Genomic DNA, 21,667 nt, shown 5'->3' with positions numbered 1-21,667 from the left:
GATAGTTTGGGTAAAGTATTAATTGAGCGTTTGGAGCTCTCTCAGGTATCCATTCTTCATTTATCCAATAAAATTCCACTTTTGATTTAAATATAACATCTCCACTCTTTGATGTTTCCCCTTTATCTAAACAACCGGATGGGATTTCTTTTATTACATTGAAGTCAGAGCCTAAATATATTTGTTGCTTTGAATTATCATTGCTTGATAATACCTTTATTAATATTTTATCCACACCTAAATCTAGGAGCTTGCTTTTTATTTGATCAAAAGATGGATCGAAGGACAGCATAGATTTTCCTGTTTAAAAGGAATGTTAATAACAGCATACCTATATGTTTGGAAAGGTCAATTATAATTTTTGATATTGTGAGCTGAGAGGAAGAAAAGAACCATCTTGGTATCAGGTTATTTGGATTCCTTTGGAATTAACTTCAGCATTATTGTATCCTGCGCATAACCATTCTTCAATTCTTTCTGAAAGTGCGCTGGTTGAAAGCTTGAGCCGTCCTTTCATGGCGCACTCCCATATAATCAACTCACGCCATCCTTGCTCTGATAATAATTCCGTGACTTTATTATCTCGTTTCACATTTGAATCAATTTTTTTTAGCCAAAAATCTGTTCTTGTAGCTGGTATCTTGAACAGATAGCAATCATGGCGATGCCAGAAGCATCCATGAACAAAGATGACGGCTTTATATTCATCGAGAACAAAATCAGGTTTACCTGGCAGGTCTGTAGCTTGAGTACGGTAAGCTATCCCTGCTTCGTCAAGAAGCTGGGATAGCATTTTCTCAATGGCTGTATTTTGATTGCGTATGGCCCGCATATTCTTACTTCTGACTGCGGGGGGATGCACATCAGCCATTTTTCACCTCAAGCAGCTTTACTGTCATCTTTTTCAACAGCAGAAACAATGTAAGGTTCAAGCAACTTAGCAACGGCTGCAAAAGCGGGAACAATGACCGAGTTACCGAACTGCCGGTATGCCTGAGTATCTGAAACAGGGATGCGGAATGATTCGCCATCAGGTTTTTCAAAACCCATAATTCTGGCGCATTCTTTGGGCATTAAACGGCGTGGTCTGTTGGCTTGGTTTTTGGGATCTGAGAAATTTGTTTCACCGAGCTTCATGTCCCAGCCCCTGTCGATGAGAATCTCTGAACCGTCTTTGTGATAGCGTGCAGAGAGCGTTCTGGCAATACTTGTCTTGTTTTTCGGATCGACTAAGCCAAAACCAAAGCCATTTCCTTTAGCCTGATGTTTTTTTGCGTAGTTATACAAATACTTCCATAGATGCTCCGTAAGAATATATTTTTCAGGTGGGTTTTCTATTAATAACTCACCGAAAGATGGGCGATTCTCTGGGAAGAAACGATGTAAATCGTTCAATGTAAAACCACTATGAATATTGAGATCACGGCGGAATCCCACTAACACGATACGTTCACGATGTTGAGGCAAAAAGTTTTTTCCATCGATGATTTTAGGATCGCTGGGGCCTGAAGCCTGAGCATCAGCAACTTCATAACCTAATTCATCTAACGTTTCCATGATAATTTTAAATGTTTTTCCTTTATCATGACTTTTAAGATTCTTAACGTTTTCTAATAGAAAGATTGCGGGTTTTTTGGCCGCAATGATTCGTGCAACATCAAAAAACAATGTACCCTGAGTCTCACACTCGAAACCGTGAGCACGGCCAAGTGAGTTCTTCTTGGATACCCCTGCAAGGGAGAATGGCTGGCAGGGGAAGCCTGCGAGTAAGACATCGTGATCAGGGATTTCTTTATCTATATTTTTGTATGCATCCTGAACGGAGACATCATTATCTTCGCTAAGAGTTATTTCACGTATATCTGAATTAAATTTGTGATGTTCAGGATCACAGTACCAGTTTGCTTTGTAGGTACGGACAGCCTCTTTGTTCCACTCACTGGTAAACACGCACTGCCCACCGATGTCCTCAAAACCTTTGCGAATGCCACCTATGCCAGCAAACAGATCGATAAAGCGGAATTTATAGTTGGGGTGAAACCGGGAAGGCTCCGGCAACATCGATCTAAGTAACTTGAACTCTTCTTCAGTCAAAACTTTTTGTGGGGTTTTCCCCTTCAGCCAACGATTGAGTGACTCACGAGTCCACTCGTAGCTCCCGCTGACCTCACGCAAAAGCTCAGCTATGGCTTTTTGATCGTAAATTTCTACCAGCTTTTCGACCAGAGCTTTGTCTTGCTCTTGTCTGGTATGTTGCTGATGTTCTGCTTCGACACGCAGCTTTCTGGCATACTCTTGGAACTCTTGCATAATAACATTTTCCAAATGTGGAACGACTTAGTGATAGTTTATCACTCACTATACCCAGTTAAAAGGTGTATGGATAAATATCCAGTAAATTTCCTTTAGGTCTGGGTGTAGATAATGAGTTTAGTGTAGCAGTGCTGGTCAAAGGCCAGCACTGCTACTACAGTTCATCGTTCTACGCCTTCCATCTCCCGCAACGCCCGCCCATAAAGGTTACATAGCGCAGAAACCAGATGCGCTGTAGCATTGAGATAACGATTCAACTGTTCCCAGCCTTCGGTATCCAACTGCGGGTGCTTTTGCAGCAAGTGGCCGAATAGCATCAGGCCGTGACACAACCCTTCCGCCTGTTCGGCAGAGAGTACAGCCAGGTCTAAGAGTTCTGAGGGATTGAAAGCGCTGAGATCGAGGTGGTTAAACAGTTGGCGATAGAGGGTGAGGGTGCTTGCAACGGATTCTGTAGTGGGAACCTTTGTCATGGGTGCATCTCCGTATGTCATTAGCGAATGACTATCACCAGAGACGCTAAACTCGGGTGGTAGCCCAGACGGGGTTAGCGTCACCGGGACATACGAACCGGCGCTTCTTGCGAAGCCCCCGCCTGAGCCACCATTATTTGGAGTGAACTAAAGCTGCTGCATTATTACATAATACAGCGGTAGTATGTCAGGTTCGGAACGCTAACTCCGGCTGCGGATTTTGCCGCAGCGAAAAAACTATAGCGTTATCAGTAAAAGGAAAAAATAAGCTGTATGGAATTACAGTTTGTTTGCTTTCAGCATTGGAATACAGATCGCAGTTATTTATGGTGCTCTTTTATATTTGTAATGTTGTCTATATATAGTGAATATAATTCATGGCATTCCATTCTCTAAATGAATGTTATGCTCAGTAATCCTCTATTCGCGCTACGAAGTGTTAACCGTTCCAGTATTTATCCTTTCTAGAGCTTATGTTAATCATAAGGCTTTGCTCATTCACGGATGAACGAACATGGCGAATGAAGATGAGTTGCGTATTGCCCTGTCGCCGGTGCAACTTGCGGCGGTGCTTTCTGATGAGAGTGTCACTGAAGGTGAAACGCTCAGTAACCGTCTGCTTGGTGGTTTGGGACTTGTCGGTGGTGTCGTTGAGCTGATGGGGGCTGGGGTGTTGTGCTATGCGCCGGATCCGACGTTTATCACCAAGGTCGGGTGCGTGGTGGTGGGAACGCATAGCCTGGACAGCATCAAAGCCGCTTCCAATCAGATGATTACCGGGCATCCAACGACTACCGATACTTATCAGTCTGCCGTTTTATTGGCGCAAACATTGGGTGCCGATCGGAAAACGGCCTATAACGTCGGTTTAACGGTCGATATTGCCGTTCCTTTTGTCTTTGCCGGAGCGGTTGGTGCTGCCAGAGTCGCATCCGTGCGCATGGGGCGGGTTAAACTGGTTGAGCATGAGTCCGTTAGCGGTAAATATCCGGGCGGGCATACATTGGCTCGGCATATCAACATAGCTCCGGAAGCACTTATTGCCAGGCTAGCCAGGCGTCCGAAACTGATCGCGGCAAGTACCTTCAGATCGGTAAAGGAGGCCGAAAAGTATGTATCTGTCACGGTAAAGGCGAACCGCGCAGATATTGTGAATTGGATGAAGTACGCGTCTCCCGGCAGCCGTTTGAGCGTGTATCACAATTTCACAGAATCAGTAGGTTATGGCGTGTTACGCGGAAGCACTGACGTCTATCAATGTCATCGGGTTGGCGTCGTGATTGAATTTACCCGCTATAATGGCAAACCTTACTTTATCCTTAGCGCCTTCCCTGCGAGATAAGCCGATGAAAACCAGCGAACTTGATAACCTGATCGTCGTTTATTTTGGTCAAGATTATGACCTGATAAATGCAGAGGGCGATATTACTGCGCTGATCGCAGAGTACATTCGTTTGGCGACTCATCAGCAGCGCGAGGCTTTGGCCAATGAGATAGATGAGCTACTGGCGCAGGATAATGTGGAGTCATTATTCAACCAACGTTTCGGCTTTACCTTCAGCCCGCAGCTATGGGGAACCACGGTTTCCGCATTCCTGCAACAGGCCAGAAGCGCTGCGGTGAAAGCGCTTTGAGCACCATCATGATTCGCAATCACTTTAGCGAGCTCAGTAGCTTATTCAGTATTTACTTCGGTCAGGATTATGATCTGTTTACTGATGCCGAAACGGCCGAGGGTGTGATTGACGGCTTCCTTGAGCAAAACGGCAGCCAAGTCATCCGCGATATCCTTGAGGAGACTAAAGAATTTCAAGCTACTTATGCAGGATGTATAAACGAAGGCATGGCGGAGCATTTTACAGATGAATTTATGCCGGAGAGCTGGGGCACTACAGCGGTAGGGTTCTTTGCCATGTTGCAACGAAAAGCAGAGCAGAAGCTGGGGCAGCTTAAACGAATTTAAGCCCCCCAACTCCACCGCCCCAAACCTACCCCAAATCCCCCCCATTGCTGGCGATCACCTTCTTATACCACCAGAACGATTTCTTGCGGGTGCGAGCGAGAGTGCCGTTGCCTTGGTCGTCGCGGTCGACGTAGACAAAGCCGTAGCGCTTGCTCATTTCGCCGGTGGAGGCGGCCACCAGGTCGATGCAGCCCCAGGTGGTGTAACCCAGCACCGGCACGCCGTCGGCGATGGCGTCGGCCATGGCGCGGATGTGTTCGCGCAGGTAGCTGATGCGGTAGTCGTCTTCTATCTCGCCTGCTGCATTGAACTCGTCGTGTGCGCCCAGGCCGTTTTCCACCAGAAACAGCGGCTTTTGGTAGCGGTCGTACATCATGTTCATGGTGATGCGCAGCCCCAGCGGATCGATGCCCCAGCCCCAGTCGCTGCGCGGCACGTGCGGGTTTGCCAGTGATTTCACCACGTTGGTGGCGCTGCTGTTGTTGTCGTTCATGTCGGCGGAGGCGCAGCGCGAGGCGTAGTAGCTGAAGGAGACGAAGTCGACGGTGTGTTTCAGGATGTCGGCGTCTTCCGGCGCCATGGCGATGCTCACGCCTTTCTCGCGGAAGACGCGGGCGGCGTAGGAGGGATAAGCGCCGCGCGCCTGCACGTCGATAAAGAACAGGTTCTCGCGGTCTTTCTCCAGCGCGGCCCACACGTCTTCCGGCTTGCTGGACCACGGATAGAAGTTGCCGCCGGCCAGCATGCAGCCCACCTGGTTGGCGGGGTTCACTTCGTGGGCGATGCGCGTCGCCAGCGCGCTGGCCACCAGTTCGTGGTGCGCGGCCTGGTATTTCACCTGTTCGGGGTTTTCGTCCGCTTCAAACACCAACCCCGCGCCGGAGAACGGGCTGTGCAGCAGGATGTTGATCTCGTTGAAGGTCAGCCAGTATTTCACCAGCCCGTCGAAGGCTTCGAAGCAGGTGCGGGCGTAGCGGGTGAAGAACTCCACCATCCTGCGGTTGCGCCAGGAGCCGTATTCGGTCACCAGGTGCATCGGCACGTCGAAGTGGCACAGGGTCACCAGCGGCTCGATGCCGTATTGGCGGCACTCTTCGAACAGGCTGCGGTAGAAGGCGATGCCTTCGGGGTTGGGCGTCAGCTCGTCGCCGTTGGGGTAAATCCGGCTCCAGGCGATGGAGGTGCGGAACACGGTAAAGCCCATCTCCGCCATCAGCGCGATGTCGTCGCGGTAGCGGTGGTAGAAATCGATGGCGTCGTGGCTGGGGTAAAACTCGTCATCGCGCAGGCTAAAGCGCTTCTCCAGCCCGAGTTTGACCGCCATGCGGTGCGGGCCGTGCGGGATCATATCGACGGTGGTCAGCCCTTTGCCGCCCTCGCGATAGCCGCCTTCCGCCTGGTTGGCGGCTAAAGCGCCGCCCCATAAAAACCCTTTAGGGAATGTTGAGTCAGACATGCAATCCTCTGGTGTCTCAATGCGTTGCGCTGGCGGCGTTCGCCGCCGGTGCGGTTTGGCCGGGTGCGGCGGCGTTTTCCGGCAGATCCTCGAAGCCCAGCATTAGCGTGAGCGCGAACGACAGCACCACCGAGAGCGCCATCACCGCCACCACCCACACGATGCTCATCGGGTTGGCCGGATCGAAGAACTGCACGCTGGTGAACAGCCCGGGCGAGGCCATCGAATGGCTGGCCAGCCCGCCGATGCCGGCGACCGCGCCGCAGACGAAGCCGCTGATCAGGCTGGCGACCAGCGGCCGTTTCAGGCGCACCGCCACGCCGTACAGTGCCGGTTCGGAAATCCCCGCCACGATGGCGGAGGCGGCGGCGGCCAGCGCGGTCTGGCGCAGCTCGCGGTTCTTGGTTTTCAGCGCCACCGCCAGCGAAGCGCCGCCCAGCGACAGGTTGGCGCCGATCTCCGAAGGCATCACCATGCCCTCTTTGCCTGTCTCGGCGATGGTCTGGATGATGGTCGGGGTAAACACCCGGTGCATGCCGGTGATCACCAGCAGCGGCCAAATCGCCCCCATGATGGCCACGGAGAGCCAGCCCAAATAGCCGTGCACGGTGTAGACCAGCGCAGAGATGCCGCTGCCGATCCAGATGCCGAGCGGCCCGATAAGCAGAATGGCGATCGGCGCGGCGATCAGCACGATCAGCATCGGTTTGAGGAAGTTCTTGGTCACCGCCGGGGTGATGCGATCCACCCCGCGTTCGATGTGCGACAGGATCCAGGTCATCACCAGCGCCGGGATCACCGTGTAGGTGTATTTCACCGCCGTCACCGGGATGAAGGCGAATTCCACCGCCTGGCCCTGCGCCGCCTTGGCCATCAGATCGATAAAGTTGGGATGCACCAGCACCCCGGCGATGGCGATCGCCAGCGACATGTTGGTTTTGAACTTCAGCGCCGCCGAGGCGGCGACCATCACAGGCAGGAAGAAGAACGCGCCGTCGCCGATCACGTTGAGGATGACGAGGGTCGAGGAGCCTTTTTCGAATACCCCGGCCATGTCCAGGATCATCGCCAGCAGCTTCACCATCGAGCCGCCGATGATGGCGGGGATCAGGGGCGACATGGTGCCCACCAGCGCGTCGAGAATGCCGGCGCCGATGCCCTTCAGGGTGAGTTGGCGTTTCACCGGGGCGGCGGGGGCCGCCGCGCCCGGCATGCCGAGCGCCAGCACCGCCTGATAGGCCTTGGCCACCTCGTTGCCGATGATCACCTGGCACTGCTCGCCGCTGTGCACCACGCCCAGCACGCCGTCGATAGCTTTCAGCGCCGGGGTGTCGATCCGCGTTTTGTCTTTCACCACGAATCTCAGGCGGGTCATGCAATGGGTCACGGCCTCGATATTGCCCGCGCCGCCCAGGGCGGCCACGATGGCGTGCGAGATCTCTGCGTAGTTCTTCGGCATGGCGTGTTGTCTCTCAGATAGCAATTCGGATAGCCCAAAGGCGCATATTTACTGCCTGGGCGATCCGTCGTTCCATCCGTATGAAACGCCCATAAGAAACCGGTTTCACAAAATCATGTATTGGTGTTTCATAGTTGGCAAGAACTATGATTTTTGGCGTTTCGTTTTCGTGATCTGGATCGCCAGAGGTAAGTACGCATCGACGCACAGGGGCGTGAAAACGTTCCAAACGCCGGGCGTCTTGGGTAGACTGCGCTGAACCCATGGATTTTGGCGGCGCACAGATGGCAACGATACTCGAGGTGGCGAAAAAGGCCGGTGTTTCAAAGGCGACGGTGTCGCGCGTTTTGTCCGGCAGCGGCTATGTCAGCGAGGAGAAACGCGCGTTGGTGGATAAAGCCATCGCGGAAACCGGCTATCGGCCCAACCTGCTGGCGCGCAGCCTGGCGACCAACACCACCCAAACCCTCGGTCTGGTGGTCACCAACACCCTCTACAGCGGCAACTATTTCAGCGAACTGATGGCGCAGTCGGCGCGCATCATGGAGGCGAACGGCCGCCAACTGATCCTGGCGGACGGCAAGCACACCGCCGAAGAGGAGCGGGCCGCCATTCAGTTTTTGCTGGATCTGCGCTGCGACGGGGTGATCATCTATCCGCGTTTTCTGTCGATCGCGGAAATGGACGAGATCGTCTCCGAGCACCGCCAGCCGATTCTGGTGATCAACCGGCGGCTGCGGCTGAACGACAGCTACTGCATCTTCAGCGATCAGCATGCCGCCGGCGCGGCGGCGGTGGCGCACCTGATCGCGCGCGGCCATCGCGACATCGCCTTTATCACCGGCTCGCTCGATTCCCCCACCGGGCTGGAGCGGCTTTCCGGCTACAAATCCGCGCTGGCTCAGCAGGGCATCGCGGTTAACGAGGCGTTGATCGTCGAGGGGAAATGGCACGCGCAAAGCGGCGTGGCGGCGGTCGATGCGCTGCTGGCCGGCGGGCAGCCGTTCAGCGCCATCGTCGCCGGCAACGACGAGATGGCCATCGGCGCGATGAAGCGGCTGGCAGAGCGTGGCGTGGCGGTGCCGGAGGCGGTATCGGTCATCGGCTTCGACGACATCCCGCTGGCGCCCTATATCGTGCCGTCGCTGTCGAGCATGAAGATGCCGGTCACCGAGATGATCCAGGAGACCATCAACCGCCTGCTGTCGATGCTGGACGGCGGCGAGCTGAGCAAGCGCCCCAGCTTCCCGGCCAGCCTGATCGAGCGCGAGTCGGTGGCGGCGGGGCCGTATTGGGGAAAGACATAATCGCGTACCCGCCTTTTTCAGGTGCTACAACGCTTGAACCCGTCTCTTCGACAAAGCAAAAATCCCCAGCGCGCTGCCCAACGCCAGGGCGCTGGCGGCTGCCGTGGATAGCGCGAACTCGCGCGTGTAGGGCAACAGCAGGCCAGCCGCAGAGATGCTGCCCAGCAGCAGGCTAAAGAACAGCGCTTTTTTACGATAGGGCGCCTTTAGGTTGAGATAGGCAGCGACGGCGCAGACGATAAGTGTTCCGCCGACGACGACCAACAGCGGCAGGATGATGAATGTCCCGGCGAGGAGATTGGACAGCCCAACGTCCTCCACGCCGGCGTAAGAGACAATAAGAAACATGATGCCGATGGCTAACACCGTGCTCAGTTTGATGACGATATAAGTGCTCGCGCACAGGTTAAGCGCCTTTAATGCTACTAGCATCACGTTGTTTGCCATCGTTCATCCTTGAGTTTGCCGGATAGGGGCCGCGTTGGCCTGGGGAATGGTTTATCTTACCCCAACCCCCCAATCCTTCCCCGAATCTCCTCCTCCGGCAGATCCACACCAATAAATACCAAAGTGCTCCGACGTTCCTCACCAGGCAGCCACTCCCGATCCCAGTCGGCGTTATACAGCCGTTGCACGCCCTGGAACAGCAGGCGGCGCGGCTCGTCTTCGATAGACAGAATGCCTTTGTAGCGCAGCAGGTTGTCGGCGTATTCCAGCAGCAGGCCTTCCATCACGTCGGAGATTTGCATCAGCGGCAGCGGCCGTTCCAGCGTCAACACAATTGAGCGGATGTCGCTCTGCGGCTGCGGGATGCGGCGGAACAGCGGGGCGGGCGGCGTCAGGTTGAGCTTGTCGTTCAGCGTAAAGCCTTCGATGTCGAACAGCACGCTCAGATCGATATCGCCGTGCGTCACCTTGTAGACCGGCGCGCGGGCGTTCATCCGCTGCAGCCGCTGGATCAGCGCTTCGCAGTCCGGCGCCACGTCGGTTTTGGTCAGCAGGATGCGGTCGGCGTAGCCCACCTGCGCCTGGGCGATGCTGAACTGGCTCAGCTGCTGCTCGGCGTGCGCCGCGTCCACCAGAGTGATGATGCCGTCCAGCAGGAAGCGCTCGCACAGGATCTCGTGCGAGAAAAAGGTCTGGGTAATCGGGCCGGGATCGGCCATGCCGGTGCATTCGATGATCAGCCGGTCGAACGCCAGCTGGCCGCTGTCGGCGCCGTCCAGCAGATCCAGCAGCGCGTCCGCCAGTTCGTTGGACTTGCTGCAGCAGATGCAGCCGTTGCTCAGGGTGGTGATGCGGCTGGCGCGATCGCCGATCAGCGCGTCGTCGATCGGCACTTCGCCGAACTCATTCTCGATGACGGCGATTTTATAGCCGTGTTCGGCGTTCAGGATGTGGCGCAGCAGGGTGGTTTTGCCGGCGCCCAAAAAGCCGGTCAGGATGGTGACTGCGATGGGTTTCATACGGGTCCTTGTGACTGCGGGTTAACAGCAGCGCATGCCGCCTTTGCCGTCGCCGCCGTAGCGCGCTTGCTGGCGCTCGCGGAAAAATTCTTTATAGGTCATCACCGGCTTGTCCGGGTGGTTGTCTTTCATGTGCTGGACGTAGGTATCGTAGTCAGGCACGCCCACCAACATGCGCGCCGCCTGCCCGAGGTACTTCCCCGCCTGGCCGAGATTTCCGAACATAAGCCTTCTCCAACTTTACCCTGCATCACTACAGCGCTTGCTTAAGCCTGATATTAGGGGAAGCCGGGGGATGGGGTTCCCGCAGGGATGCCCCACCTCCGGGTCGCCCCGGGTATCTCGATTGCATCGCGCCGCACGCCTGGCATCTTGCGATGCACAGGCCGTGCGGCTTTGGGTACTGCTTAACGTTTATTATGCAGGGTATCCGTTAAATCACATCAATGCTGGGTCGAAACTTTGACCTCCCCCTCAGTTACGCCGTCGGCGGGCGCGGCCTGCGGCACCGGCACGTAAGGCGTTTCCTGATCGGTGCGTTTCGGGTTCTTGTGCGCCGCCAGCGCGGTTTTCACCCCATAGAAGATGATGCTGTACACCACCAGCAGGAACAGAATGCTCAGCCCAGCGTTGGTGTAGTTGTTCACCACGATGTGGTTCATGTTGGCGATCTGCTGGGCGCTCAGCTCGGCGCCGCCTTCGGCGATCTTGCGCTTGTACTCGCCGGCCAGGAAGAAGAAGCCTTCCAGCTGCGGGTTGTCGCTGAACAGCTTCAGCCCCAGCGCGTAGGTGGTGCAGATCAGCAGCCACACCGCCGGCAGCACGGTCACCCAGATGTATTGGGTGCGCTTCATCTTAATCAGCACCACGGTGCCCAGCACCAGCGCCACGGCGGCCAGCATCTGGTTGGAGATGCCGAACAGCGGCCACAGGCTCTTCACGCCGCCGAGCGGATCCACCACGCCCTGATACAGCAGGTAGCCCCACAGCCCGACGCAGCCGGCGGTGCCGACGATGCCGGCCACCAGCGAGTCGGTTTTCTTCAGGAACGGCACGAAGTTGCCCAGCAGATCCTGCAGCATAAAGCGGCCGGAGCGGGTGCCGGCGTCCAGCGCGGTCAGGATGAACAGCGCCTCGAACAGAATGCCGAAGTGGTACCAGAAGCCCATGTTGGCGCCCGGAATGATCTGATGGAACACGTGGGCGATGCCCACCGCCAGCGTTGGCGCGCCGCCGGCGCGGTTCAGCACCGAAGGTTCGCCGATGTCGGTGGCGGTTTGCAGGATCTGTTCCGGGCTGATGACGAAGCCCCAGGAGCTGACCGCCGCCGCCGCGTGCACGGTGACGTCCTTCAGCGAAGCCATGATCATTGGCGCGTCTTCGGTGCCTAAGCGGTGCAGATCCGGCATGGTGATGCCCAGCGCCGCCGGCGGGGTGTTCATGGCGAAGTACAGGCCCGGCTCGATGATGGAAGCTGCCACCAGCGCCATGATGGCGACGAAGGACTCCATCAGCATCGCGCCGTAGCCGATAAAGCGCGCGTCGGTCTCATTGGCCAGCAGCTTCGGCGTGGTGCCGGAGGCGATCAGCGCATGGAAGCCGGAGACCGCGCCGCAGGCGATGGTGATGAACAGGAACGGGAACAGGGTGCCTTTCCACACCGGGCCGGTGCCGTCGACGAACTGGGTGACCGCCGGCATTTTCAGCTCAGGGTTGAGGATCACGATGCCGATCGCCAGCCCGACGATCACGCCGATTTTCAGGAAGGTCGCCAGGTAGTCGCGCGGCGCCAGGATCAGCCACACCGGCAGCAGGGCGGAGACAAAGGCGTAGCCGATCAGCGTGAAGGTGATGGTGGTGTCTTTAAAGGTCAGCGCCGGGCCCCAGTACGGGTCGTGCGCCACCACGCCGCCGAACCAGATGGCGGCCACCAGCAGCACGATGCCGATGATTGACACTTCACCCACGCGGCCGGGGCGCAGATAGCGCATATAGATGCCCATAAACAGCGCGATCGGCACGGTGGAGCAGACGGTGAATACCCCCCACGGGCTCTCCGCCAGCGCTTTCACCACGATCAGCGCCAGCACCGCCAGGATGATGATCATGATCAGGAAGCAGCCGAACAGCGCGATGGTGCCCGGTATCGGCCCCATCTCTTTTTTGATGATCTCACCGAGCGAGGCGCCGTTGCGGCGCGAGGAGATGAACAGCACCATAAAGTCCTGCACCGCCCCCGCCAGCACCACGCCGCCCAGCAGCCACAGCGTGCCGGGCAGGTAGCCGACCTGCGCGGCCAGCACCGGCCCCACCAGCGGCCCGGCGCCGGCGATGGCGGCGAAGTGGTGGCCGAACAGCACGTTCTTGTTGGTCGGCACGTAGTTCAGGCCGTCGTTGTTGACCACCGCCGGGGTGGCGCGGCCGGCGTCCAGCTTCATCACCTTGGTGGCGATGTACAGGCTGTAGTAGCGGTAGGCCACCAGATACACTGCCACCGAAGCGACGACGATCCACAGCGCGCTGATGTGTTCGCCGCGGCGCAGCGCCACCACGCCGAGGCAGGCTGCGCCGAGTATCCCCAGCAGCATCCACGGAATGTGCTTTAAAATCCCCTCTCGTTTCATGAGGTATCCTTAATTCCAGTCTGCAAAATATGAATGAACTCATCCGCTTGTATGAGATGTCAGAGTGGCGCGGCGAGCCGTAGCGTCTTTCCCGAGGTAAGGCGGGTTTAGGAACAGCTCATCATCGCCGGGGGTAAGGGGGGAAGACAGGCGTATTTCGGTCAGCGGTCAGATTCGCCGGGTGAACGGTTGGATTGGCGGGGTAAGCGGTTGGCGGCCTGGAGAAGAGATTCGGCCGCCGGCGGGCGACGGCCTGTCTCCTCAGGCCGTCTGCATGGCCTGCAGCAGGTGGATAAACGCGGCGCTGAGCGGCGGCGTCGCCGGCTCATGGCGGGTAAAGACGTAAAAGCGCGCGCTGATGTCTATCTCCTGCGTCGGGATTTTCTGCAGGTGCAGCTGCGGGGCGTAGTGCGCGACCACCCGATCGCTCAGCAGCGCGATATAGCCCTGCTGCCTGACCAGGCACCAGGTCGCCAGAAAGGAGTCGGTCTCGACGATCTGGCCGTGCGGCGTGTAGTGTTCGGCGATCTCGCGGATGGCGGCATGCCCCACCGAGCAGGAGCGCGGCACCACCCATTTGGCCTCGGCCGGCGGCTGCCCGGCTGCGGTAAGATCGCCTCCCTGATAGAGCGAGAAGCGCTCGCTTTTCAGCGCCTGCATGGCCAGATCGGCGCCGCCCGCCGCGCCGTTCAGGCTGCTGACCGCCAAATCCAGCTCGCAGTTTCGCAGCCGGGCCAGCAGGCCTTCCGGGCCGTCTTCCACCACCGTCACCCGGGTATGCGGGTAGCGGCGGTTGAAGCCTTCGAGCACCTGAGGCAGGTAGCACAGCAGCGGATCGACGCTCATCCCCACCCGCAGGCGCTTCTCGCCGTCAGCGCTCAGGCCGCGCAGTTCGTCAAACGCATTGAGCAACTGATTGGTGGCGGCATCTATTCGCTGGTAAAACAGCTCGCCGACCGCCGTCAGGCGCACGCCGCGGTTGCTGCGCTCCAGCAGCCGCGCGCCGATGGTCATTTCCAGCTCTTTCAGCACCCGGCTGAGCGTCGGCTGCGAGATGGCCAGCTTTTTCGCGGCCTCGTGCAAACTTCCACAGTGGACAATGTCTTTGAACATCGTCAGATGCGCCAGCTTTGGCATGGTTTTCATGGTTGATCTCCCTGGAAGTGAACGGCATCAGCCGGAGCCGGCGATGCGGCTGTAATAGGCCTGTTTCATCATGCTGTCGTTCAGCAATTTATTGATGGTCTGGTCGAGCACCGGCGTGGTGACGGAGGCCGGCATCAGCGTGGCGGTGATCTCCACGTCGTCGTCGCCAAAGGGTTCGATATCCAGATGCGAGATAAAGCAGTTTTCCCCTTGCAGCACCTGTTTGAATTTGGCCAGCGCCTCACGCTGCTCATGCTCGAAGGCAATGACGCAAATCTGGTAGGTAGACTCGCCGTTAACGTCATTGAAGGGCTGTTTGTTGACCATATTGACCAGCGGGCGCAACAGGGTGTTGGCGGCGAGCACAAACAGCGTGGCAGCCAGCGCATCGCCGTACAGGCCGCAGCCGGCGCAGGCGCCGACCGCCGCGGAGCCCCAGAGCGTGGCGGCGGTGTTCAGGCCGCGGATGTTCATCCCTTCCTTCATGATGGCCCCGGCGCCGAGAAAGCCGACGCCGGAGACCACGTAGGAGATGACGCGCACCGCGCCGCCGCTGCCGTCGATGGTCATGGCCAGATGGACGAAGATCGCCGCGCTGGTGGCCACCAGCGTGTTGGTGCGCAGCCCGGCGGTGCGCTGGCGGAACTGTCTTTCGTAGCCGATGGCGGCGCCCAGGACGGACGCGGTCAGCAGCGTCAGCAGTGTATGAATGAAATGCATGATAATAACTCGATGTATTATCCGCTTATCATGAGCCACCCGTGGCGGGGTAACTCTTGATAAACAGGTAGTTAAGTTGGCGGGGTTCCGTCCCGCCAGGCCAGGGCGGCGCTCAGTGCGCGGCGGCGATCTGCCGGCTGAGCGTCTCGCTGATTTTGTCCGTCAGCGGCTGCATCCCCTCGCGGGTGCGCGCCTCGCGGCGCTGCGTGATGTGATAGCAGCCGTCGAGGGTGCCGGCGCCCAGCAGGAGGACGCGGTCAGACATCATCACCGCCTCCTCTACGCTGTGGGTGACCAGCACGATGGAGCGGGTTTTGATTTGGCGCGTGCTCCAGATACGCAGCAGATCGCTGCGCAGGTGTTCGCCGGTATAGACGTCCAGCGCGGAAAAGGGCTCGTCCAGCAACAGCAGCATCGGTTCTACCGCCAGTGCGCGCGCGAAGCCGACCCGCTGGCGCATGCCGCCGGAAAGCTCGCGCGGGTAGGCGTCGCGGTAGGGCGAGAGCCCGACCAGATCGAGCATTTTCAGCGTCTGGGCTTCGACCACCTGCGGCGGCAGATCCTGCGCCTGCAGCCCGAAGGCGATATTTTGGTAGACGTTCAGCCACGGGAAAATGGCGAAGGTCTGGAACACCATGTTGATCTGCGGATTCGGCCCCGAGACTTTTTTATCCCCCAGCATCACGGTGCCCAGATCCGGCGCGATCAGGCCGGAAAGAATGCGCAGCAGGGTGGATTTACCCGAGCCGGACTGCCCCAAAATGCTGACGACCTCGTTGTCGTAAAGGCGCAAATTGATTTCATTCAGCACCAGACGTTTTTCTTTACCGGTAGGCTGAACGCTTTTGCTGACGTTATTGACCGTCAGCAGCGTGGTTTTTTTTACCAACATGATCTGTCTCCACCCAATTAAAAATATGAGCATGGAAAAAGGGCCGATATTTATCGCCGGGCAGGCGTAAAGTAAATGCGGGTGCAAATAAGCCTGACCGTTATCGGACTGTTAATACGCTTATGCTGGAGGGGTTAGCCCATCGGGCGTGCCGGTGCGGCATGCGCGGAGGCCAGAGGCTGAAGGGTAAAGCGAAGGGATGCTATAACTGACTCATATCCTGACACTTTCAGGATGCAATGGGATGACTATTGCTCCTGTGACCTCAGCGATTCCAACAATAAAATAAACAACCAACTGTCGCCGTCCATATCATTCTCCCGTTATTTTTCGTGTGGCCATAATACGCGTGCCATAGCCGGTTATTCAATGTGGTTACGCCGAATTATGGCGGCAAAATGTAATTTAATATGAATACGGGAAAGATTTTCTTTATTCATTAAACGGGGCGTAAACGGAAGGCGCGAGAATGAATATAGGCATCATTTTATGGAAATATAAACCTGAATTAAACGAGAAAATAAGAGGCCAGCGGAAAGTCACATAATGAACCGGCCGGAGAGCATCCTCCGGCCGGGATGAGGATCAGAACTGATACATGATGCCGGTTTCGACGATGTCGTCGGCGCCGGCGCCGACGGCGTTCTGCCGTTGCAGCAGGTTGAGTTTGTACTCCACGTAGGTCGACATGTTGGCGTTGAAGCTGTAATTCAGCGCCAGATCCAGGTATTTGACCAGATCGGCGTCGCCAATGCCGGGCAGGTTGCGGCCGCGCGTTTGCAGGTAGGCCAGCGAGGGCGTGACGCCGGAATCGAAGTGATACTGCGCGACCGCCTCGACGGCGTCTGCGCGGGGGGCGAAGCCGGCGTAGCGATCGCCGTCGACATAGGTCATGTTTTCGGTGCGCGCATAGCTGGCCGCCAGGTAGAGGTTGTCCAGATCGTATTTCAGCCCCAGCGTCCAGGCCCGGGCGCGATCGCCGTCAGCCAGGCCGAAGCGCTGCTGCGCCAGGGTGCGCGCAGAGTTGGCGTAGGCGGCGCCAAAGTTTAGCCCCACGCCGGTGTCGTAGGTGGCGGAAAAGGCGTAGCCATCGCCGTTTTGCGTCTGAATATCCTTCGCCCGCAGAGCGTCGTCCCCCCGATTCTTCCCCTGATATTGCAGGCCGAGATCCAGACCGTCCAACAGCCCGCCCAGGCTGCGGTTGTGGTAGGTCAGCAGGCCGTTGGCGCGGCCGGTCATGAAGTTGTCGGCCGCTTCGTAGCTGTCGTTGCCGAATTCGGGCAGCACGTCCGTCCAGCCGGCCACGTCATACAGCAGGCCGTAGTTGCGGCCGTAGTCCAGGCTGCCCCAGCGGCCTAACGTCAGCCCGGCGAAGCCCAGCCGGGTATAGCTATTGCCCGGCCCGGCGCTTTCCGCCTGATCGAGCCCCGCCTGATATTCCCATTGGCCATACCCTGTCAGCCCGTCGGCGATCTGCGTCTCGCCTTTGAAACCAAAACGGGTGTAGGAGCGATCGCCGTTATTGTCGGCATCGCTGCTGAAGTAATGCACCCCGTTCAGTTGGCCGTACAGATCCAGTTTATTGCCGTCTTTATTGACGATTTCTGCCCCGGCGGCGGCCGCCGGCATCAGGATGACCAGCGCCATCAGTAAGCTTTTATGTTTCATTTCACTACCCTGAGTTAACGAAAACGCGGCCTTATCCGGCCGGTTGCGCCCGCGCGATTTTTTTGTACAGGCAGCTGCGGATCCGATCGGTGAGGTGCCGCAGGCTGTCCCGGTTGCGCGCCGCACGCGGGAGATTGACGCTGAACTCGTCGTCGATCCGTTTGCTGGTCGCGTCCAGGATCAGCACCCGATCGGACATCAGCACCGCTTCTTCGACGTCGTGCGTCACCATCACCATGGCGCGCGTGCGCAGCCGGTTGTCTCCCCACAGCGCCAGCAGGTCGCCCCGCAGTTTTTGCGCGGTAAAGATATCGAGGGCGGAGAAGGGTTCGTCCAGCAGCAAGAGGTCGGGCTCTACCGCCAACGCCCGGGCGAAGCCCACCCGTTGACGCATGCCGCCCGAGAGCTCGCGCGGCCAGGCGTGCTCATAGCCGGTCAGGCCCACCAGGCGCAGCAGCGCTCCCAGCCGCTCGGCGATCGTCTGCGGCGGCAGCCGTTGCGCCAGCAGGCCGAAGGCGATGTTGTCGTACACCGTCAGCCAGGGATAGAGCGCGTAGGACTGAAACACCATGCCGACGTTGGCGCTCGGGCCGTCGACCGGTTTGCCCGCCAGCGTGAGCGTGCCGCTGTCCGGTGGGATCAGCCCGGCCAGCATGCGCAGCAGCGTGGACTTGCCCGAGCCGGATTGCCCCAGAATGGTGACGAACTCGCCGGCGTGCACGGTCAGCGTCACGTCGCGCAGCACGGGTTTGGGGCGCTTGTTTTCGCCGATAAACGTCTTGTTCAGCCGGCGGGCGCTGATAATCACGTCTTGAGTCAGCATGTTGTTCCCCCCTTGATCAGTCATATTTGAATTTGGTTTCCGCGATGCGATACAGCGGTTGCCAGACGAAGATGATGCACAGCGCCACCAGCGCGCACATGGCGGCGCAGCCCAGTGCGGACTCCGGGTTCTTGCCGGCGTCGGTGACGACGGAAATAAACGCGCCCAGCCCGGTGGCGCTGAGGGTGGTGCTGCCCCACTGGATCACCTCGGCGGCGATGGCGCTGTTCCAGGCGCCGCCGGCGGCGGAGATGATGCCCGTCACGATGTAGGGGAAAATCGCCGGCAGCATGTAGTAGCGCCACCAGCGGAAGCGGCGCAGCCCGAAGGTTTCGCTGACCTCGGTGATCTGCGTCGGAATGGCGGATACGCCGGCGATCACGTTAAACAACACGTACCACTGGGTGCCCAGCATGATCATCGGGATGGCCCACCAGCCGAGATCCTGATGATAAATGGCGATGAAGGCGGCGATCAGCGGGTAGAAAATGTTGGGCGGAATGGCCGCCAGGATCTGGATGATCGGCTGGAAGATCTTCACCAGCCGCGGATTCATGCCGATCCACACCCCCAGCGGCGTGAAGATCGCCACGCTGAGCAGCATGGCTGCGGCCACGCGCGCGGTGGTGAGCAGCATCCATTCCGGCAGCATGGCGAAGTACTGTTTGGGGAAGTATTCCCACAGCCGGTAACCGAACCAGACGCAGGCCAGCACCACGCCGAGATACCACAGGCTGCGCCACAGCCAGTTTCCCTTGGCGGCGAGCCTGAACAGGCGGTGCAGGCCGAGGGCGTACCACAGCCGCGGCAGCTTGAACAGCCACAGGTCAGCCAGCGCGCGCAGCGTGCGGCCGAGCGCCGCGCCGACGTGCGAAAAGGCCAGACTGTTGTAGAACCACGGATTGCCGAGCGGCCGGCTGGCGGTGACGTCTTCGTATTTGAAGCGCGCGGTATAGCGCACCAGCGGGCGGAAAACCAGCTGATCGAGCAGCACGATGTTGGCGGCCAGCGCGACGATCGCATACAGGATCGCCGGCACGTTCTGCTGCGCCAGCGCTTCGGCGATATAGGAGCCGACGCCGGGCAGTTCGACCGAGCGATCGCCGACCGGAATGGCCTCGGAGGCCACCAGGGCGAACCAGGCGGCGGATTGCGACACCATGGCGTTCCACAGCAGGCCCGGCACCGAATAGATGAACTCCAGCCGCCAGAAGCGTTGCCACGGGTTGTAATTGAAGCTGCGGGCGGCTTCATCCAGCTCCTTGGGCACGATGCGCAGCGTCTGATACAGCGTCAGCATCATGTTCCAGGCCTGGCCGGTAAACACCGCGAAGATGGCGGTGCACTCCAGCCCCATCACGCTGTGCGGGTAGAGGTTGAGAAAATACACGGTCGTGAAGGTCAGGAACCCCACCAGCGGCACCGACTCCATAAAGTTGACGAAGGGCAGGATCACCCGGCGCAGCGGCGCATAGCGTGCGGCCAGCACGGCGAATACCACAGAAAACAGCAGCGACCAGGCCATGCCGAGGAGAAAGCGCATGCTGGTTCTGAGCGAATAATAAAGCAGGTTCCAGGCATCAAGACTAATGGCAGAGACGTTTTGTTCATTGAAGTCACCGTGCATGTCACCCCAGGCACGAATAAAAAAGGCAATGAAAAAAACACCGATGGCGATAACGATAAAGTCATTTAAATAAGACTTTCTGAAAACAGATGTACCCCGGTTATTTTGCATAACGCAATACCTTATTTTTCCCATAAGAAATCCGTCGGCGCTCGGGGAATATGCCCGGCGACACCAGATAAATACCGCTGTAGCGGTGAGACAGACGTTGTTTTCGCAGCGGGGCGATGGGTGGGCCGGCAGAGTGGGAAAGGCCGTCAGAAGGGGAACGGTTGCCGCATTCCGTGTCTTTCAGAATGCAACGCGGATGGCATTACTGAAAGACGCCCAATAGCATTAGCGTAAAACTAAAACTTTCATCGCCCATGGGGCCCTCCTCGGTTTAAATATGGCAGGGAAAGGGTAATGTTTTTCGCCAATAAAAAGCAATTGGCGCCGCGCGGTTTTTACGGTTGATGTGTAACAGGATAAATATTCATTTTTTAATCGCTATATCCGGAAAATAAAATAACGCATGGTGGTGGCGATAAAGACGGTGAAAATAAATCGCGGCGAAATAAAACGGCGCGCCTGAAGGGTGCGCGCCGCCGTAAATCAATAAACCTGCCTGCCGTTGATGCCAGCGGGGAAAATGCCGGTGGCGAAAATATGCCCGTTGGCCTGGATCTGGTCGTCGGGCAGCATCTCCAGCGGGAACTCGGCGGCCAGGCAACTGAGAAAGGCATTGCGATCGTCGGTGGTGGTAAAGCCAATCAGATCGTAGAACAGCAGCGACGCGATCAGCTGGCGATGTTCCGGGATGCGCCGCAGCAGCGCCGCCGACGGGAACGGCAGGTGGAAGAAAAACGCGCAGGCGTTAAGCAGCCCTTGCTCCTTCAGCGCCTGGGCGCAGGGCAGCAGCTGGTAGTCGTCGATGCAGACGGTATCGCCGGGGCACAGGTGCTCGCAGGCGATATCGGCAAACCGGCGGTTCAGCTGCCGATAGGCGCGGTAGTTTTCCGGCGTGAAGTGCGCCTTCTCCGGCTGGTTGTGGAACACCGGCCACAGGCCGTCGTGGTAATAGCCCTGATAGTGGCGGCGAAACTCCTCGATCGACAGCGGAAAGGTCACCTGATCGTAACCGGCGCGCTGCCGGCAGCTGATCGGGCGCTGCGCGAAATTCTGCACGTCGCCGTTCCAGCCGAGCCACAGCCCCGGTTCGGCATCGGTCGCCAGCGTCTGGCCGGCGCAGGCCAGATCCTTACCGTCGCACTGCTTGTTGGAAATCAGCACTAAACGAGACATGGGGTCTCCTCATCAGTGAAGGGCGCGCAGGGCGTGTGCCGAACCATCGGCGCGCCAGGGTGCTTGCAGGGCGGGCAGCGTGACGCGCAGGCCGCGCAAGGCCGGATGCGCCAGGCAGCAGCGCGTCAGCCAGCTTCCCAACCCGACGCCGCGGTATTCGGCGCTGACGAACAGTTCGCTCACCGAGGCGAAGGTGGCGTAATCGGTCACCATGCGGGCGAAGCCGAGAAGGTGGCGCTTGCGGTACAGGCCAAAGCACAGGCCGTGGTGCACCAGGCGCTCGGCCGCCGCCCGATCCGGCAAGCTGAGAAAACGTTGGATCGCCTCGATATCCAACAGCTGCCGATCGGTACTGATATGAAAAACGCCTTTGCGCCAGCAGAGTAGCGGCTGCACGGGCGCCCGTTGCGGTTGCATATTCATGATTATCCTTAGGTTAATGAACC

22 protein-coding genes are annotated in these 21,667 nt (G+C 58.1%); 4 read left to right on the top strand and 18 right to left on the bottom strand.

Annotated features, from left to right (window positions below):
* The 4 genes from ACJ8MK_RS12935 to ACJ8MK_RS12920 all read right to left on the bottom strand — a co-directional run.
* On the bottom strand, positions 1-292 hold a 292-nt coding region (locus ACJ8MK_RS12935), incomplete at its 3' end, for a hypothetical protein (protein WP_442517792.1).
* Between the two features lie 111 nt (positions 293-403).
* A complete protein-coding gene (locus ACJ8MK_RS12930; protein ID WP_442517791.1) occupies positions 404-871 on the bottom strand; it encodes a very short patch repair endonuclease in 468 nt (155 codons plus the stop codon).
* A gap of 8 nt (positions 872-879) precedes the next feature.
* Entirely contained in the window at positions 880-2,310 is a 1,431-nt protein-coding gene (locus ACJ8MK_RS12925; RefSeq protein WP_103829873.1) for a DNA cytosine methyltransferase, read from the bottom strand.
* 164 nt (positions 2,311-2,474) lie between these two features.
* Complete coding sequence (locus ACJ8MK_RS12920; protein ID WP_442517790.1) at positions 2,475-2,786, bottom strand: hypothetical protein; 312 nt, start codon at positions 2,784-2,786, stop codon at positions 2,475-2,477.
* A gap of 514 nt (positions 2,787-3,300) precedes the next feature.
* On the opposite strand from ACJ8MK_RS12920, the gene ACJ8MK_RS12915 reads away from it, so the two are divergent.
* The 3 genes from ACJ8MK_RS12915 to ACJ8MK_RS12905 are packed head-to-tail and all read left to right on the top strand — an operon-like array spanning position 3,301 to position 4,749.
* Entirely contained in the window at positions 3,301-4,128 is an 828-nt protein-coding gene (locus ACJ8MK_RS12915; protein ID WP_442517789.1) for an RNase A-like domain-containing protein, read from the top strand.
* A 4-nt stretch (positions 4,129-4,132) separates the two neighbouring features.
* Complete coding sequence (locus ACJ8MK_RS12910; protein WP_197772124.1) at positions 4,133-4,420, top strand: contact-dependent growth inhibition system immunity protein; 288 nt, start codon at positions 4,133-4,135, stop codon at positions 4,418-4,420.
* The gene (locus tag ACJ8MK_RS12905) at positions 4,417-4,749 is read left to right on the top strand and encodes a contact-dependent growth inhibition system immunity protein (RefSeq protein ID WP_197772125.1); all 333 of its coding nucleotides are present in this window, start codon (positions 4,417-4,419) and stop codon (positions 4,747-4,749) included. The genes ACJ8MK_RS12910 and ACJ8MK_RS12905 overlap by 4 nt, the downstream gene beginning before the upstream one ends.
* A gap of 25 nt (positions 4,750-4,774) precedes the next feature.
* Here ACJ8MK_RS12905 and ACJ8MK_RS12900 read toward each other — a convergent pair whose 3' ends face one another.
* On the bottom strand, positions 4,775-6,205 hold the full coding sequence (locus ACJ8MK_RS12900; protein WP_442517788.1) for a 6-phospho-beta-glucosidase: 1,431 nt from the start codon (positions 6,203-6,205) through the stop codon (positions 4,775-4,777).
* Between the two features lie 16 nt (positions 6,206-6,221).
* A complete protein-coding gene (ascF, locus tag ACJ8MK_RS12895; RefSeq protein ID WP_193168892.1) occupies positions 6,222-7,664 on the bottom strand; it encodes a PTS cellobiose/arbutin/salicin transporter subunit IIBC in 1,443 nt (480 codons plus the stop codon).
* Positions 7,665-7,948: 284 nt separating this feature from the next.
* Between ascF and ACJ8MK_RS12890 the strand changes: the two genes are divergently transcribed.
* Positions 7,949-8,971, top strand: a complete 1,023-nt coding sequence (locus ACJ8MK_RS12890; protein WP_442517787.1) for a LacI family DNA-binding transcriptional regulator — start codon at positions 7,949-7,951, stop codon at positions 8,969-8,971.
* A gap of 24 nt (positions 8,972-8,995) precedes the next feature.
* Here the strand turns inward: ACJ8MK_RS12890 and ACJ8MK_RS12885 are convergent, their stop codons facing one another.
* The 12 genes from ACJ8MK_RS12885 to ACJ8MK_RS12830 form a co-directional block, all read right to left on the bottom strand.
* The gene (locus ACJ8MK_RS12885) at positions 8,996-9,418 is read right to left on the bottom strand and encodes a hypothetical protein (protein ID WP_442517786.1); all 423 of its coding nucleotides are present in this window, start codon (positions 9,416-9,418) and stop codon (positions 8,996-8,998) included.
* A 56-nt stretch (positions 9,419-9,474) separates the two neighbouring features.
* Positions 9,475-10,437 (bottom strand): GTPase, encoded by a 963-nt coding sequence (gene yjiA, locus ACJ8MK_RS12880; protein WP_442517785.1) that lies wholly within the window; start codon positions 10,435-10,437, stop codon positions 9,475-9,477.
* A gap of 21 nt (positions 10,438-10,458) precedes the next feature.
* Positions 10,459-10,662: a YbdD/YjiX family protein gene (locus tag ACJ8MK_RS12875; RefSeq protein WP_004953088.1), complete on the bottom strand. Its 204-nt coding sequence runs from the start codon at positions 10,660-10,662 to the stop codon at positions 10,459-10,461.
* A gap of 218 nt (positions 10,663-10,880) precedes the next feature.
* Positions 10,881-13,061, bottom strand: coding sequence for a carbon starvation CstA family protein (locus ACJ8MK_RS12870; protein WP_060426423.1), 2,181 nt, complete (start codon positions 13,059-13,061; stop codon positions 10,881-10,883).
* 261 nt (positions 13,062-13,322) lie between these two features.
* A complete protein-coding gene (locus ACJ8MK_RS12865; RefSeq protein WP_442517784.1) occupies positions 13,323-14,207 on the bottom strand; it encodes a LysR family transcriptional regulator in 885 nt (294 codons plus the stop codon).
* A gap of 27 nt (positions 14,208-14,234) precedes the next feature.
* Positions 14,235-14,927: an MgtC/SapB family protein gene (locus tag ACJ8MK_RS12860; RefSeq protein ID WP_019453282.1), complete on the bottom strand. Its 693-nt coding sequence runs from the start codon at positions 14,925-14,927 to the stop codon at positions 14,235-14,237.
* 112 nt (positions 14,928-15,039) lie between these two features.
* Positions 15,040-15,819 (bottom strand): ABC transporter ATP-binding protein, encoded by a 780-nt coding sequence (locus ACJ8MK_RS12855; RefSeq protein ID WP_041037732.1) that lies wholly within the window; start codon positions 15,817-15,819, stop codon positions 15,040-15,042.
* Between the two features lie 585 nt (positions 15,820-16,404).
* Complete coding sequence (locus ACJ8MK_RS12850) at positions 16,405-17,487, bottom strand: porin (RefSeq protein ID WP_442517783.1); 1,083 nt, start codon at positions 17,485-17,487, stop codon at positions 16,405-16,407.
* Between the two features lie 31 nt (positions 17,488-17,518).
* Entirely contained in the window at positions 17,519-18,310 is a 792-nt protein-coding gene (locus ACJ8MK_RS12845; RefSeq protein WP_442517782.1) for an ABC transporter ATP-binding protein, read from the bottom strand.
* A 16-nt stretch (positions 18,311-18,326) separates the two neighbouring features.
* Complete coding sequence (locus tag ACJ8MK_RS12840) at positions 18,327-19,853, bottom strand: ABC transporter permease subunit (protein ID WP_308319145.1); 1,527 nt, start codon at positions 19,851-19,853, stop codon at positions 18,327-18,329.
* Positions 19,854-20,531: 678 nt separating this feature from the next.
* A complete protein-coding gene (locus ACJ8MK_RS12835; RefSeq protein WP_033652815.1) occupies positions 20,532-21,221 on the bottom strand; it encodes a trehalose-6-phosphate synthase in 690 nt (229 codons plus the stop codon).
* 12 nt (positions 21,222-21,233) lie between these two features.
* A complete protein-coding gene (locus ACJ8MK_RS12830; RefSeq protein WP_033636925.1) occupies positions 21,234-21,644 on the bottom strand; it encodes a GNAT family N-acetyltransferase in 411 nt (136 codons plus the stop codon).
* Positions 21,645-21,667: the final 23 nt, after the last annotated feature.

The organism is Serratia sp. CY38905, from assembly GCF_052168875.1.
Taxonomy (GTDB): Bacteria; Pseudomonadota; Gammaproteobacteria; order Enterobacterales; family Enterobacteriaceae; genus Serratia; species Serratia sarumanii.
The sequence above is the reverse complement of the archived record's forward strand: the minus strand, read 5'-3'. Positions and strand labels throughout refer to the sequence as shown.

Bases quoted from the DNA above. Each gene is read 5' to 3' on its own strand.
- ACJ8MK_RS12830 (WP_033636925.1), bottom strand. From the start codon at position 21,644: ATGAATATGCAACCGCAACGGGCGCCCGTGCAGCCGCTACTCTGCTGG.
- ascF (WP_193168892.1), bottom strand. From the start codon at position 7,664: ATGCCGAAGAACTACGCAGAGATCTCGCACGCCATCGTGGCCGCCCTG.
- ACJ8MK_RS12900 (WP_442517788.1), bottom strand. From the start codon at position 6,205: ATGTCTGACTCAACATTCCCTAAAGGGTTTTTATGGGGCGGCGCTTTA.
- ACJ8MK_RS12855 (WP_041037732.1), bottom strand. From the start codon at position 15,819: ATGTTGGTAAAAAAAACCACGCTGCTGACGGTCAATAACGTCAGCAAA.
- ACJ8MK_RS12885 (WP_442517786.1), bottom strand. From the start codon at position 9,418: ATGGCAAACAACGTGATGCTAGTAGCATTAAAGGCGCTTAACCTGTGC.
- ACJ8MK_RS12860 (WP_019453282.1), bottom strand. From the start codon at position 14,927: ATGCATTTCATTCATACACTGCTGACGCTGCTGACCGCGTCCGTCCTG.
- ACJ8MK_RS12910 (WP_197772124.1), top strand. From the start codon at position 4,133: ATGAAAACCAGCGAACTTGATAACCTGATCGTCGTTTATTTTGGTCAA.
- ACJ8MK_RS12840 (WP_308319145.1), bottom strand. From the start codon at position 19,853: ATGCGCTTTCTCCTCGGCATGGCCTGGTCGCTGCTGTTTTCTGTGGTA.
- ACJ8MK_RS12870 (WP_060426423.1), bottom strand. From the start codon at position 13,061: ATGAAACGAGAGGGGATTTTAAAGCACATTCCGTGGATGCTGCTGGGG.
- ACJ8MK_RS12930 (WP_442517791.1), bottom strand. From the start codon at position 871: ATGGCTGATGTGCATCCCCCCGCAGTCAGAAGTAAGAATATGCGGGCC.
- ACJ8MK_RS12850 (WP_442517783.1), bottom strand. From the start codon at position 17,487: ATGAAACATAAAAGCTTACTGATGGCGCTGGTCATCCTGATGCCGGCG.
- ACJ8MK_RS12865 (WP_442517784.1), bottom strand. From the start codon at position 14,207: ATGAAAACCATGCCAAAGCTGGCGCATCTGACGATGTTCAAAGACATT.
- yjiA (WP_442517785.1), bottom strand. From the start codon at position 10,437: ATGAAACCCATCGCAGTCACCATCCTGACCGGCTTTTTGGGCGCCGGC.
- ACJ8MK_RS12890 (WP_442517787.1), top strand. From the start codon at position 7,949: ATGGCAACGATACTCGAGGTGGCGAAAAAGGCCGGTGTTTCAAAGGCG.
- ACJ8MK_RS12835 (WP_033652815.1), bottom strand. From the start codon at position 21,221: ATGTCTCGTTTAGTGCTGATTTCCAACAAGCAGTGCGACGGTAAGGAT.
- ACJ8MK_RS12845 (WP_442517782.1), bottom strand. From the start codon at position 18,310: ATGCTGACTCAAGACGTGATTATCAGCGCCCGCCGGCTGAACAAGACG.
- ACJ8MK_RS12915 (WP_442517789.1), top strand. From the start codon at position 3,301: ATGGCGAATGAAGATGAGTTGCGTATTGCCCTGTCGCCGGTGCAACTT.
- ACJ8MK_RS12920 (WP_442517790.1), bottom strand. From the start codon at position 2,786: ATGACAAAGGTTCCCACTACAGAATCCGTTGCAAGCACCCTCACCCTC.
- ACJ8MK_RS12875 (WP_004953088.1), bottom strand. From the start codon at position 10,662: ATGTTCGGAAATCTCGGCCAGGCGGGGAAGTACCTCGGGCAGGCGGCG.
- ACJ8MK_RS12925 (WP_103829873.1), bottom strand. From the start codon at position 2,310: ATGCAAGAGTTCCAAGAGTATGCCAGAAAGCTGCGTGTCGAAGCAGAA.